Consider the following 14,015-nt stretch of genomic DNA (forward strand, 5'->3'; position numbering starts at 1 on the left):
GCATAAAAAAACGCCTCAATTGAGGCGTTTTCTGGGAAACATATTGACCAAATGTCTAAACAATAAATCGATCCAACAGCTGTTTTTGAGCATTCGTACTGGAACGTTGCTTCTCCATCGCGGCACTTGAGGACTCAGCCAAGCCAGAAACCTCTACCGATAGATCTTTGATCTTCACAGCGTTGCTACTAATATCTTCTGCCACATGGCTTTGCTCTTGCGCAGACGATGCAATTTGAATGTTCATATCGCTGATACGCTCAATGGCCACACTGATGTTGCGCAATGCCTCATCGGCAAATGATATCTAAAGGCAATAATATGTAAATTTTACCCTATAATAATGTCATTTTGTTCAACTGAGCGCGCAGCACTGGACTCTTACCAGCGCTTCCTTTATATATCCTTGATAACACACCACTTGACCGATGAAAATAATGATGAATTCACTCAAACGTACCCTATTGGCATTTTTGTATCAGCCCAATAGTCGGCCAATTCGAAAAGGTGCTTTGGTGCTTATCGCTACCCTATTGGTCTTGCTGGTTGCTGGCTTCCATGAGCATCTAACTAGCTTCCTTGTGATGTTTATTGATCGCTACTTTCAAGCTCAACAAGCATTGGTGGATGCACAATTTTTTGCTTGTTAAAAGTAAGATGAGACGGGAAGTGGGCGTTACAGACCTTTAACTTTGATCCAAGAGGTTTCTACGACCTCGGCCCACTCTTCTTTGATTGTTGGTCTAAAAATACTACTCTGATTACGACCATTTTTCTTCGATTCATACATGGCCTCATCTGCTCGAGAAATCAGACCAAGAGTATTACTGTCTTCCTGACAAACCTCTGTTATTCCTAAGCTTGCCGTCACAACAATTTCGTACAAATCGGTTTCGCAGGGAGTGTTACACAAGCTATTTCGTAGTGTTTCGGAAAGCTCGAATGCTTCCTTCTCGCCCCTATCAGGCACAAGGATGGCGAACTCTTCGCCTCCTATTCGGCCAATTGCCATGCCTTTATGGAGGCCTGCACGGAAGATATCGACCACATGACGAATGACCTCATCACCCACACTATGTCCCAAGGTATCATTAACACGCTTAAAGTAATCAATATCAAACATGATCAGAGCAAACATGGCGTGCTGCTCATGGTAAGTATCTATGGCCGCTTGCAGGAGTTTTGTAAAAGAACGGCGGTTGTAAACACCGGTTAACTCATCCACTTCGGATAAGTGTTTTAACTCCATTTCCAAATAGTGCTGCTTAGTGATGTTCTTTGCGTTCCACACGACAGTGCGCAGACCCTTTTCATATGTAGGCAGACTTTTAATCACACCTTCAAACCAGAGTTCTTTTGGCACAGTGAGACCATGAGGTAATTCAATCGTGCTGCCCTCATCGAACTTATACTTTACGTATTGCGTTTCCCCTGTATTGATCGCGTTGAGGATGTGCGTGAGAAATCCATCAGCCAGTTCCTCGGGCATAACATCATGTAACCGCTTACCAATAAACGGCTTACAATCAAACCCCGTGGCATTCTCTTCACCTCCGTATACATCTAGGTATTCACCGGTTTCAGAAAATACAAAAATATGATCTGGCAGGGTATCAAGTACTGCGTAATAGCGCGCTAGCACATTCTCATGTTTCACAAATCTCTACTCCATCAACACAATGGCCTCTCCATCTTGTCACAAGATAACTAAATGCCTGTTTGAATAAAAAGCATACGGTAAAGATAAAAGTTTGGATAATACAAAACGGTAATTTTCTGTTTTGAAATGTGGTTTGCCCGTTTCTAACTTTCAGCAAGAAGTAAAGCTATACAGGATGCGAAAACCGTTCCCGCATCCTATTTCCAAAGCACTAACGCCACTTACGATCAGGGGCTTTGTAATTACGCATATGCTCAAGCAACACATCCGCTTGATCGGTTTTAATCAGCATATCCACATACTGCGGACGAATAAAACCAGCATCACGCATCTGCTCAACCATGCTAAACAGTGGGTCGTAAAAGCCCATCACATTATAAAAAGCACAAGGCTTGTTGTGATGCCCCAGTTGCGCCCAGGTCCAGACTTCAAAGATCTCTTCAAGCGTACCAACGCCACCGGGCAATGCGACAAAAGCATCGGCTAATTCAGCCATTTTCGCTTTGCGTTCATGCATATCTTTGACGATATATAACTCAGTTAAGTTCGGATGAGCAATTTCTTTGTTTTTTAAGTATTCAGGAATGGCGCCATAGACCCTGCCACCATGAGCCAATACTGCATCAGCTATCGTCCCCATAAGACCGACATTACCGCCGCCGTAGACCACCTCAACACCTTGCTCAGCAAGGTACTTACCAAGCTCTTTGGTGGCCTCAACAAAGCGCGGATCATTCCCGTTACTAGAGCCGCAAAAAACTGCAATTCTCATTCTGACATCTTCCTTCATATTGCTTTAATTCGACTAAACCCCACTGTAAGCGTTTTAGATAACAGCTTCAAAACATTCTAATTGCGGGTGCCCCATGTAGATGTCACGACGACTGCCGGCGTTAGCATGCGCTTTACGGAAGGCTTCGGACTTAGTCCAAGCGTCAAAGGCTGCACGCGATTCCCACACGGCGTGAGATGAAAACAGGGTGTATTCTTCGTTAGTCGCCCCTTGTAGCAGGTTAAAGGATTGAAAACCCGGCACTTCATTGAGATAGGAGTCACGCCCCTTCCAGATTTCGATAAATTCTTGTTCGCAGCCCAATTTGATTTTGAAACGGTTCATGGCAATAAACATAATGACCTCTTAAACAACATGATTTTGTCAACTTTTATAGCTTTCCAAGGCATTCAAAGCTAGTATGGCGACCTTTTATTTTTGCAGAGCTGACATCATGTCCGAAACTGTTTTATACACTGACTTGTCAGCCTACTATGATCTCATGTGTGCTGATATCAATTATCAAGCACAAAGTGAATGCGTCATGCGCTTAGACCAGATCTTTGGTAACGCAGGACACCAGCATCTCGATATGGCGTGTGGTACAGGCCCACACATTCGCTATTTTCTAGACTCTGGATATCAAAGCCAAGGGTTGGATCTAAACCAGCCGATGCTCGACAAAGCACAAATTCGCTGTCCCGAGGCCACTTTTAGTTTACAGAACATGTGCTCCTTTAGCGTTGAGCAGCCAGTGGATTTGATCACCTGCTTCTTATATTCAATCCACTACAGCGGCGACATCGCCCCTCTAGAAGCCTGTTTTGAAGCGGTATCTGGCGCCCTTACTGAGGGCGGTGTTTTTTGCTTTAACTCTGTCGACAAGCGTTTTATTGATAATCAGTCATCTGTAGCACATTCCGCTGAACAAGATGGCAGCTTATTTGATTTTCGCTCCGGTTGGTTTTATGAAGGCCAAGGTTCAAAACAACTGTTACGTCTGGTCATCCAAAAAACCTCTGGCGATCAAGTGGAAGTCTGGCAAGACAGCCATCCGATGGTAGCGGTAGCGTTCCCAGAGCTGACCTTGCTATTAGAAAAACATTTTGACGTGTTTGTATTTGAACACGACTACGACAAGCTTTTGCCATGGGAAGGCCAAACTGGTAACGCCATTTTTGTCTGTGTGAAGCGCTAACGCACCAACGTTCACCTTACTTACAGGTTGTAAGCATTTAGTTCTTGTAAGTAAGGAGTGATGTCGCCAATCTCACGTGCGACCCAATCTGGATTATAGTAAGTGTCCTGATAACGGTCGCCACTGTCACACATCAAGGTCACAATCGAACCTGATTGATTACGTTGTTGCATGGTGTTCGCGACTTGTAACACCCCCCAAAAATTTGCCCCTGTTGACGGTCCGGCCCTACGCCCAACCAAAGCACTGATCCAATACATGGTAGCCACACTAGCCGCATCGGGTACTTTTAACATGGCATCAATCACATCAGGTTGAAACGAAGCTTCTACCTTGGGACGTCCAATACCTTCGATACGACTGCCTCGTGGCGAGGTAACCGTGGCGTCCCGTTTTTTGTACCCCTCATAAAATGCAGAGAACTCTGGGTCAACAACCACCAGTTGCGTATCTAGGCCTTTGTAACGGATAAATCGGCCAATGGTTGCAGAGGTGCCACCCGTTCCCGCACTCATTACCACCGTATGAGGGATGGGATGCGGTTCCAATGCCAGCTGTCCAAACATACTTTCTGCAATGTTATTGCTGCCACGCCAATCGGTGGCCCGTTCAGCGTAAAGAAATTGATCCATAAAATAGCCTTGTGTCTGCGCCGCCAAACGCAACGCTGCGTCATGCATTTGCGTAGCGCACGTAACAAAGTGGCACTGCCCACCGTATTGCTCAATTTGGCGGATTTTACTTTGTGCTGTGGTGCTTGGCATCACGGCGATGAACGTCAGACCGAGCATACGCGCAAAGTAGGCTTCAGACACCGCCGTACTGCCTGATGACGCTTCAATAATGGTGGTGTCCTGTTTGATTTTGCCATTGCACAACGCATACAGAAATAAAGAGCGAGCCAAACGGTGTTTTAAACTGCCTGTTGGGTGGGTGCTCTCATCTTTTAGGTAGATGTCAATGTTTGCAAAACAGTGCCCTTCAAGCTTTATCAAGTGTGTGTCTGCTGATCGCTGGTAATCCGCATTAATCTTGGCTATGGCCTCGCTCACCCAATTCATGGTTTTCCTCTTTGTCTTTCAAGCTGATGCTCTTACTGTAGGCGTTTGCAAAGGAAAAGCTTAGCTATTTCCTTTCTATCAGAGCTATGCTTTGGAAAAATTTTCTTTACTGAATATATATTTTGTAAATTTTTACCAATGGATAGTACTGATTTAAAAATTCTTGATATTTTACAACGCGACTGCCCCCTATTTATTCAAGAAATTAAGTACACAACACCTCTACCGATTCATGTTGGGACTTTATGATTACGGACGATGTGCGATAATGCCCACCATACATTCAGTTAGGACTCTTTTTTATGATCACATGTGGTATCGAAATCAAAGGCAGCGAAGTTATCTTATGCCTACTTTCCAAAGATGACGGTTTCTTCCAGTTACCAGATTGCCGCCAAGTTCGCCACGCTTTGATACACCCAAATGAAGCTGAAGCCATGCGTAAGTTTCAATTTACCATGAAGAAGCTGTTTGAAGACTACAAAGTCAAAAATGTTGTGATTCGTGAGCGCCCAACGAAAGGCAAATTTGCCGGTGGTGCGGTGGGTTTCAAAATGGAAGCGGCGATTCAGTTAATCGATGGCGTGAACGTAGAGCTGATCAACAATGCAACCATGAAAGAAATCATCAAAGAGAACCCTCTACCGATTGATTTCTCGGCAACAGGTCTTAAGGCCTTTCAAGAAGGCGCCTTTACGGTGGCCTATGCAGCACTAAGCCGATAACCCGATTCTATACAGAGTAAAAGCCCCGTTAAAGAAACACCTTAACGGGGCTTTTAATTGCGTTCTGTCTGGCTAAGAACGCTGACTTTCTGGCACATCACTGAGCATTAATGTGCTCCCACCAATGGCTCACCATTAGCCGGAGTTCTACCGCTCAAATAAATGTAACCAGCTAGCACCAATAGCACACCACTTACTGCTGTGATGAGCCAATAAACATTGCTCAAACTACCTGTCGCGTCATTGATAAAACCAGCCATTAGGTTACCCAACGCACCACCTAAGCCAAAGGTCACCATACCCAGACCATTAATCTGCATAGTGGCTTTTGAGCTGTACTGCTTGCTCACCCAGCCGGCAATGATCCCCCAAATTGGGAAATACATAAGACCGTAACCAATCCCTGCCAGTAGAACGAATTTTGCAGGATCGTAGGTAAATGCCGTCAGGCCCATTGCAAAGGCGGCAAAAATAGCGACTAGAGCCAAACCATGACCTTTTTGATCCGCTAATTTCCCTACCATAAAGCCTGCTACCATACCCGTTATACCAATCACACTCCAAGTGTAGCCGCCCAACGAAGCCGGCAGCTCAAGCTGCGCTAAGAAGACGTTTAACCAAGTTGAGAACGTCATGGTTGATAAACCGACGAGAAACAGAACCAAGCACGATAGAAATGCAGTACGCTCCGTGACTACGGTCTTAAATAATTGACCTGAGCTCATTGCTGAGCTTGGTATCAACAGCTCCACATTAATGTTTGCGTTGTTGTCTGAGCTTCGTTTCAAGCTTTTTAGCAAATGCAGCGTCGCCAATAAAACTACCAAGCCAAAAACCGCGGCAGCTATCCAACCGCTGCGCCAACCAAACACGGGCACAACCAGCAGAATAACAAGACCATTAAAGCTGTAACCCCATGCCGTACCGCTGGCGGCAATGGATAAATTCGTCGAAGTACGATCCGCACGACCATAGCAGGTCGTCATCTCCACAATACCGCCCCAGCAAAATGCCGCACTGAAAGCCATTACCGTTAATACCAATGTGATCATAAGCGGATCATTTAGCCACGCCATGGTGAACAGTAAAGTGCTCGTTAATAGGCCTGACCCCAATAACAACTTACCTGAATCCAACCGATGACCGATCACCCCCAGCAACATGGCACCCGCCAAATAAGCCAGCTGCGTCAAAGCACCAATAGTCGCCAAATGCCAGCTGGTGATATCAACCGACTGCTGCATTAGGGGCACTAATGCAGCAAACAAGAACAAGCCAAAGCCATGGCTTATGACTTGGTTAAAGCCAAAGGTGAATGCCATTCGCATGTAATGTACTCCTATTCGCAACACTTATTTTATTAGAGCTGGAGATGACTAACTATGTAGCCGATGGACGCATATTAATCCGCTTTCAGAGTTCCACAAATCGAAAAGAATTGATTTCTTCGTTCAGCTTTATTGAATTCTGATATTCAACCACCCGACCTTTTTAAAAAGCGCCCACGAACGGTTCATCTGGTGTCCGTTCCGTCATGTAAATATACGTTGCTAACGCTGCCAGCAAGACACTGATCACCGCAATCAAGCCGTACATGGTTGACAGACTTCCGGTAAACTCCAGAATCGCTCCTGCCAATAAATTCCCTAACGCTCCCCCCGTTCCAAACACCACCATGCCGATACCGTTGATTTGCATGGTCACTTTGGAGCTGTACTGCTTATTTAGCCAACCAGAGATCACTCCCCAAATAGCGAAATACATCAAGCCGTAGCCAAAGCCAGCGACCAAGACAAAGCGACTCGGATCGTAGGTAAACGCCGTAATGCACAAGGCAAAGCCTAGGAACATGACCAATAGTGCAATACCATGCCCCTTGTAATCCGACAGCTTGCCCGCCAGTAGACCCGACACCATGCCCGACAAGCCGATCATACTCCAAGTATAGCCACCCAATGCGCTTGGCAAAGAAAGCTCGGCTAAATACAAGTTTAGCCACGTCGAAAACGGAATGGTGGCAAAGCCCACAGCAAAGAAAATCAAACAAGACAAGAACGCTGGGCGCTCTTTAAAAACGGTTCGCATAAGCTGTTTCACCCCCATCGCCAAGACATCTCCAGGGATACGATCGGTTTTTTCCTCACTGGACTGCAATCGTTTCAGTAATACGATTATTGTCAGCAGTGCCAAGATGCCTAATACACCGCCCAACGCCCAAGCGCTGCGCCAGCCAAACAAGGGAATAAACATCAAGATAAGGGCGCCGTTAACGCCGTAGCCCCAAGCACTACCGCTAGCGATGAAAGATAAGTTCGTCGCTGTGCGACCAACCAATCCATAGCGGGTCACTAACTCCACAATGCAGCCCCAACAAATCGCGGCATTAACCGCCAGTACAACCAGGGCACCTAAAATCACCGCTTGATCATTCTGTGAGGCCATAATGAACAACATGGCACTGGTCACAACCATGGAAATCATCAACACCTTGCCCGAATCAAAACGCTGCCCATATGTCCCTACCAACATAGCGCCTGACAAATACGCCACTTGAGTACAGGCTCCAACAATGGCTAAAAACCAAGCACTGATATCAATGCTGCTTTGCATCAAAGGCACAAGGGCTGCGAATAGATAAAGGCCAAAACCATTACTAACAATTTGACTAAAACCAAAGGTGATTGGCATACGCATATTCAGCACTCCTTATCTTTCAGAGCGGTAGATGAAGATCCCTTGTGGGCGATTTCGCGTATATTAGGGGCTTGCCTTTATTCGGTAAATCGATAAATATTCAACTCTTCGTTCGACAATGTTGAAAACAGAGCCATGCGTGATTTACCGATAAATTTGCTACGTACTTTCATGGTGGTAGCGGACACCTTAAACCTCACCGAAGCCGCGAAACAACTGCATAAAGCCCCTTCTACAGTGAGCATGCAGCTGAACCGTTTGGAGGAGTTAGTTGCTAATCCGTTGATGGAGCGTGGTCAACATGGGGTACGCTTAACTGCGGTGGGGTTACTGTTAAAAAACCACGCTCAGCAGTTATTAAATCTGCACGATCAGATTGTGGGTTCATTCCAGAATATGGACATTGGTGGTGTCGTACGTTTAGGGACTCATGATCAATATGCCAGTCGAGCGCTAGCGCCGATTCTGCAAGAATTTATCTTGAGTTACCCTGAAGCGGAGCTAGAGGCTTTTTGCGATTATCGCCCTGATCACTTAATCGACATGTTAGAACGGGGACGCTTGGACATTGCTTTGGTGGAACGCAAAGCCGGAACTGAGGGTGGGTTGCGCCTACGCCGTGATCGTTTGGTATGGATTCGAGGAAAAAATCATTTCGTCCATACTCAAGCGGTGCTGCCATTGGTCGTATTCGAAGAAGGCTGTATACACCGCCGCTATGCCTGTGAAGCACTCGACGCTGCTGGCATACCTTATCGCGTAGCATTCACTAGCCAAAGCCGTATGGGCGTACTGGCCGCTGTTCGAGCGGGAATCGGAGTCGCTATCATTCCTCATCATACCGTTGAAGATGATTTAGCCATTATCACCCATGAGCTTCCAACATTACCGGAAACCGATATGACGTTAATGATCTCGCCCAAGGTAAACGAGGCAACTCGCCGTTTAGAAAACATCATTTTAGAAAGCCCAGTGTTTAACCCGATGGGTAATGGCGTAACAACCCCTGAAGACGCCGTGATTGAGTATTAAAAATTCACTCAAAAAAAAGCCCCAATAGTTAAATATTGGGGCCTCTGTTTATCCTGATGGGCTATTTTGGTCATATCAAAAATCGACTTATCTGACTCTTTCGCCAACCTTCAGTTAGTTTGCTGAGTGAAGATCATCAAACACACCTTGTAGCTCTTTGTTCTGTTCTTGAGCGGCTTGAAGTTTTTGTGAGGTTGTCATGGCTTTAATAATTTCGTTCATCACTCTCTTTTCCTTTCAAAATTTTTTGTACTTATTCATTATTCAGAGTTACAAAAGTTTCAAATCTATCTTTTACTTTCTTAAAACTCCCAAGGCTTCTGTCTCGCCCAGAGATTGGTAGACTGCGCTCTAATAATAATCACAAACCTAGAGAGTATTCTTCATGATCACTAACGAAGCTATCTCATCAAACGACCAACGCGAAGTAAAAATTGTTCTTCTCATTGCGGCGTTTGTAATCCTACTAGCAACCTTCTTTAACCAATTACCAGGCGGTATGATTGGCGCATTAGGCGCGATGGTCATCGTAGGTTTCATCCTTAACTACTTAGGCGACCGAACTCCGATTATCAATCAATTTTTCGGTGGTGGTGCCATTGTTGTTATCTTCGGCTCTTCCTACTTATTCCACAGTGGTTTCCTATCCGGCGACATTGAGAAGCAAATTACCACCTTTACCAAAAGCGGTGGCTTCCTTTCATTCTATGTAGCCAGCCTCGTAACGGGTTCTATTCTGGGCATGAGCACGGATACTCTCAAAAAAGCAGCCCTTAAATACATTCCCGTTATTTTAGGTGCAGTAGCTATCTCTTTCTTATTTGCTGGCGTAATCGGCTTGTTCTTCGGTAAGAACATGTTTGAATCCCTAATGCTGATTGCTCTACCGATTATGGGCGGTGGCATGGGTGCAGGCGCTGTACCATTGGTAGAGATCATGTCTGGTCGTACAGGTATGGATGCAGCATCATTAATGTCACAAATGGTACCAGCCCTAGCAATTGGTAATGCTATCGCTATTGTTATTGCTGGGCTTTTGAACAAAGTAGGTCAAATGAAACCTACTTGGACAGGTAATGGTGAGCTGATCCGAGGCAACGCTGAGGCCATTGAGGATAAGTCGACGTCAAATGATTCTCTAGATGTGAAAAAGCTCGGCATGGGAGCATTGATTGCCATCAGTATGTTTTTCCTAGGTACGCTTCTTTCAACCGTCATTAGCATGCACACCTACGCATTGATGATTTTATCTATTGCACTCATTAAGGTTTCAGGTCTAATGCCTGAACGTTTAGAAAAAGCCGCACATGCTTGGTACACCTTTGTAGTCAGTAACCTAACCCCAGCACTTCTAGTGGGTATCGGTGTCGCCTACACAGATCTTAACCAGATCATTGATGCACTGACACCAATGTACTTCATCATGGTTTTCGCAACGGTATTGGGTGCTGCTGTGGGTGCAGGTATCGTCGGGCGTTTGATGGGCTTTTACCCAATCGAATCAGCCATTACCGGCGGTCTATGTATGGCCAATATGGGCGGTACCGGTGACGTTGCCGTACTGGCCGCGAGCAAACGTATGCAGCTAATGCCCTTTGCACAAATTTCCTCACGGATTGGCGGTGCCTTTATGTTGATTCTAGCGACCTTCGCGATTCAACTGCTTGCCTAGTTACCTTGGATATTCAGAGCCCTCTATGAGGGCTCTCTTCCCTTCTCTATAATGCTAGGTATTCGCCCATGAACGCCAATACCATGACACTCAAATCCTATCTCACTGCGATCATTCTGTTTACCATCACCCTAATCATTGCTGTATCAGGCGGATTAATGGTATTTGTCACCAAGCAAACTTACCTAGATGGGGTGAGCCAACGTGGTATAGAGCTGGCAAAGGTGTTGGCCAACGACGGGCACGTCATTCAAGCGACCCAACGCTCAAATCAAGGCACATTTGAGAGCATCCGTGACTACATCGAAACCATTCGCTCTAAAACTGATGCCTCTTACATAGTGGTGACTAATAAAAACGGCATTCGCTTAAGCCATCCAGAACAGGAGCGCGTTGGCGAAACCTTTATCGGTGAAGATATTCAAGCAACCCTGAAACAAGGCCTTACCCGTACTACGGTAGCGACCGGCTCTTTGGGCTCTGCAATCCGTAACTTTGCCCCCATTCAAATGAATGATCAGGTCATTGGCGCTGTCAGCATCGGCTATTTGAATCAGTCAATTACGGATTTGCTGTTTAATTACTACCTTGAAGCCATTCTCTGGCTTGGTTTCATTTATATCAGCGCGATTGTTCTGACGTTATCGCTATTGAGTAAATTAAAACGAACTTTCTTAGAATACGAGCCAGAAGAAATCGTACAGCGTTTTAAAGAACACAGCTTACTACTTGGCAGTATCCGAGAAGGTATTATTGCCATCGATCGCCAACACAAGATCACGGCCATCAACGACGCTGCCAGCTATTGGCTGGCACCGGATCAAGATCATGAGAAGCTGATCGGATTACCACTAGAGGAACTCTCTCAGGGGCTCTCACTACTAATCGTCGACAGTTTAAGTAATCGCAACAAGCATTCGATCACCTTGGGACGACATGACTTCGCAGCCTCCCTATATCCTTTAAATGATCAGAGTACGGATTCTGGGTATCTAATAGTGTTGAATCATGAGCAAGACATGTCAGAACTTGAGCAAGAGTTAGCGCGTACCACTGCCTATGCCCATCAGCTACGCGCCAAAACGCACGAACACAATAACAAGTTGAACGTCATCTCAGGGCTATTACAGGCAGGTAAAACGCAGGCGGCAATTGATTATTTACAGCAAGAAAGTGACCTGCACCAAAATATGCTTGGCGCCTTGGTCAAAAGCATCGAGAACAGCCCCGTCGCAGGCATGTTGCTGTCAAAGTATAATTACGCAAGTGAGCATCAGATTGCCTTCACCTTAGACGAAGACAGTCAATTAAAGAATTACGACCAGTCCGTTAATGACGATTTAATAAGCTTGATCGGCAATTTACTTGAGAACGCATTTTACGCTGCGCAAAATAACCCCAATGCCCAAGCATCGACCGATGTGTTCATCAGCGATCGCACTAATTTCCTAATGATCACGGTAGAAGATAGCGGCCTTGGCGTCGACGAGAAAATTGCCCAACGTATTTTCGATTTGGGCATCAGTAGCAAACCGGACTCATCACAGCATGGCGTTGGTCTGTATTTGGTAAGCCGCATTGTAAAACGCTACAATGGCAGCCTTGACTGGGAACGTAGTGATGCAAACACTACAGTGTTCAGTGTGTACCTAGATAAACGAGAGTTAGAACCATGACACAATATTCTGTTTTGATCGTTGAAGACGATCAACAAGCTAGCTACACCCTTGAGCAAGCGGTCAACCAGCACCCTTTATTTAAAGTCATTGCCGCCGCTGAATCGGTTGCAGAGACGCATATTTATCTTAAACAACAACCCGACCTGATCTTGCTCGACATTAGCCTTCCAGATGGAAATGGTATGAGTTTGTTGCGCGAAATTCGTCAGCAGAATTTGAATGCTTCGGTCATTATGACCACGGCAGAACGTGAGTCGAGCATGGTGGCGCAAGCGATTCAATTCGGCGTCAACGATTACCTAGTGAAGCCCCTACGCTTGTCCCGCGTGCATCAAGCGCTGAATGACTTTGTCGCGTTTCAATCAAAGCTTGAAGAGTCTGATCACATTGACCAATTGCAGATTGACGACTTAATGCGTAAAAGCAAGACGCCAAGCAAAAACCGCAAAACACCAAAAGGGATCGATGCCACCACGCTTGCCACCATGGTGGAACACATCAAACAACGCCAAGAACCCTTCTCCGCTCAAGAAATCGGCGACGAGCTAGCATTAAGCCGTATCACCGCTCGCCGCTATCTTGAGTATTTAGAAGAACAAGGCATGGTCAACATGAGCCTAAACTACAATACTGGCGGTCGTCCTAAGCAACTGTATCATGTGGTTCGTTGAGGAGTTTGGCATTCGATAACGGGCTTTTAAAACGTATATTTGCAGCTAACAAAGAGCCTATCACTAAAGCTACTCCAAGCCACTGCAGAGAGCCAAGATTCTCTTGCATCATCCACATTCCTAAGCCCACCGCGACGATTGGGTTTAACAATGACAACATTCCAAAAGCATTAGGGCCTATCTGCTTGATAGCGTTCACTGCGATCAAGTAGCCCATTGCGGTGTTGAGTATTACCAGCCAAATGAGTCCAGGCACGTTATTCATCTGGATCATTACAGGGGCGCCCTCAAAAAACCAAGCAATTGGAACCAGAACAGCCCCCGACATCAATAACTGCCATGTCGCCACGCCAAGAATGTCATCCACTTGCCAGTGTTTGGTAAGTAAGGTTGCGATCGCCACGACCAACGTCGCGCCCAAAGCACAAGCCACTCCGATTGGGTCTAAGTTAGCAGACGGATTGAGCAGTAATAGTACGCCGGCTAAGCCCACCATCGAACTTAAAGTGGCTTTTAGTTGGGGAGTTTTGCTCTGAGCCAACCATTGAATAATGATCAATACAAGTGGCAATGTCGCCCCCAAAGTTCCCGCAACACTGCCGGGAAGTCGATAGGCTGCCATCATTAACAAAATGAAAAACAAACTAATATTAAAAAAGCCCAGCACAAAGACCTTTCCTAAGTGCATCCTCGGCATTCGGCGTACAAACAACCATAGAAATAGCCCTGCCCCCAGAGCACGCCATACCGCTACCCAAATAGGTGGTAAATCCGTTAAAAACAAACCCACGGCAGCATAAGTGCTGCCCCAAAGCATTGGGGCAAGCGCCGCCAGAAAAAATGGATGCATA

Annotated in this window: 15 protein-coding genes; 7 read left to right on the forward strand and 8 right to left on the reverse strand. The window is 45.9% G+C overall.

The genetic code is table 11. The features are described from left to right. Positions 1–55: 55 nt before the first annotated feature. Entirely contained in the window at positions 56–286 is a 231-nt protein-coding gene (locus ASC49_RS00675; protein WP_055461287.1) for a hypothetical protein, read from the reverse strand. Between the two features lie 151 nt (positions 287–437). Between ASC49_RS00675 and ASC49_RS00680 the strand changes: the two genes are divergently transcribed. Beyond that, positions 438–650, forward strand: a complete 213-nt coding sequence (locus ASC49_RS00680) for a hypothetical protein (RefSeq protein WP_141656766.1) — start codon at positions 438–440, stop codon at positions 648–650. A gap of 26 nt (positions 651–676) precedes the next feature. Here ASC49_RS00680 and ASC49_RS00685 read toward each other — a convergent pair whose 3' ends face one another. From ASC49_RS00685 to ASC49_RS00695, 3 genes are all read right to left on the reverse strand, one after another. Then, positions 677–1,657, reverse strand: a complete 981-nt coding sequence (locus ASC49_RS00685) for a sensor domain-containing diguanylate cyclase (protein ID WP_211261997.1) — start codon at positions 1,655–1,657, stop codon at positions 677–679. Between the two features lie 214 nt (positions 1,658–1,871). Continuing rightward, positions 1,872–2,432: an LOG family protein gene (locus tag ASC49_RS00690; protein WP_055461289.1), complete on the reverse strand. Its 561-nt coding sequence runs from the start codon at positions 2,430–2,432 to the stop codon at positions 1,872–1,874. Between the two features lie 54 nt (positions 2,433–2,486). After that, positions 2,487–2,789 (reverse strand): antibiotic biosynthesis monooxygenase family protein, encoded by a 303-nt coding sequence (locus tag ASC49_RS00695; protein WP_055461290.1) that lies wholly within the window; start codon positions 2,787–2,789, stop codon positions 2,487–2,489. Between the two features lie 97 nt (positions 2,790–2,886). On the opposite strand from ASC49_RS00695, the gene ASC49_RS00700 reads away from it, so the two are divergent. Next, entirely contained in the window at positions 2,887–3,630 is a 744-nt protein-coding gene (locus tag ASC49_RS00700; RefSeq protein WP_055461619.1) for a class I SAM-dependent DNA methyltransferase, read from the forward strand. Positions 3,631–3,650: 20 nt separating this feature from the next. Here ASC49_RS00700 and ASC49_RS00705 read toward each other — a convergent pair whose 3' ends face one another. Further along, complete coding sequence (locus ASC49_RS00705; protein WP_055461291.1) at positions 3,651–4,691, reverse strand: PLP-dependent cysteine synthase family protein; 1,041 nt, start codon at positions 4,689–4,691, stop codon at positions 3,651–3,653. Positions 4,692–4,993: 302 nt separating this feature from the next. Here ASC49_RS00705 and ASC49_RS00710 point away from each other — a divergent pair, with 302 nt between their 5' ends. Further along, the gene (locus tag ASC49_RS00710) at positions 4,994–5,416 is read left to right on the forward strand and encodes a DUF3010 family protein (RefSeq protein WP_055461292.1); all 423 of its coding nucleotides are present in this window, start codon (positions 4,994–4,996) and stop codon (positions 5,414–5,416) included. 107 nt (positions 5,417–5,523) lie between these two features. On the opposite strand, the gene ASC49_RS00715 is transcribed toward ASC49_RS00710, so the two are convergent. Together ASC49_RS00715 and ASC49_RS00720 are read right to left on the reverse strand one after the other, a co-directional pair. Beyond that, entirely contained in the window at positions 5,524–6,744 is a 1,221-nt protein-coding gene (locus tag ASC49_RS00715; RefSeq protein WP_055461293.1) for an MFS transporter, read from the reverse strand. A gap of 163 nt (positions 6,745–6,907) precedes the next feature. Beyond that, the gene (locus ASC49_RS00720) at positions 6,908–8,110 is read right to left on the reverse strand and encodes an MFS transporter (RefSeq protein WP_055461294.1); all 1,203 of its coding nucleotides are present in this window, start codon (positions 8,108–8,110) and stop codon (positions 6,908–6,910) included. A 135-nt stretch (positions 8,111–8,245) separates the two neighbouring features. Here ASC49_RS00720 and ASC49_RS00725 point away from each other — a divergent pair, with 135 nt between their 5' ends. From ASC49_RS00725 to ASC49_RS00740, 4 genes are all read left to right on the forward strand, one after another. Continuing rightward, positions 8,246–9,142 carry a LysR substrate-binding domain-containing protein gene (locus tag ASC49_RS00725; protein WP_055461295.1) on the forward strand — a complete coding sequence of 299 codons (897 nt, stop codon included), beginning with the start codon at positions 8,246–8,248 and terminating at the stop codon, positions 9,140–9,142. Between the two features lie 385 nt (positions 9,143–9,527). Then, a complete protein-coding gene (locus ASC49_RS00730; RefSeq protein ID WP_055461296.1) occupies positions 9,528–10,814 on the forward strand; it encodes a 2-hydroxycarboxylate transporter family protein in 1,287 nt (428 codons plus the stop codon). Positions 10,815–10,882: 68 nt separating this feature from the next. Then, complete coding sequence (locus ASC49_RS00735) at positions 10,883–12,490, forward strand: sensor histidine kinase (protein ID WP_082443646.1); 1,608 nt, start codon at positions 10,883–10,885, stop codon at positions 12,488–12,490. Further along, entirely contained in the window at positions 12,487–13,164 is a 678-nt protein-coding gene (locus ASC49_RS00740; RefSeq protein ID WP_055461297.1) for a response regulator, read from the forward strand. Before ASC49_RS00735 ends, ASC49_RS00740 begins: the two co-directional genes overlap by 4 nt. On the opposite strand, the gene ASC49_RS00745 is transcribed toward ASC49_RS00740, so the two are convergent. After that, entirely contained in the window at positions 13,136–14,014 is an 879-nt protein-coding gene (locus ASC49_RS00745) for a DMT family transporter (protein ID WP_055461298.1), read from the reverse strand. The genes ASC49_RS00740 and ASC49_RS00745 overlap by 29 nt on opposite strands. Position 14,015: the final 1 nt, after the last annotated feature.

Source organism: Marinomonas fungiae (assembly GCF_001418205.1).
Lineage (GTDB): Bacteria > Pseudomonadota > Gammaproteobacteria > Pseudomonadales > Marinomonadaceae > Marinomonas > Marinomonas fungiae.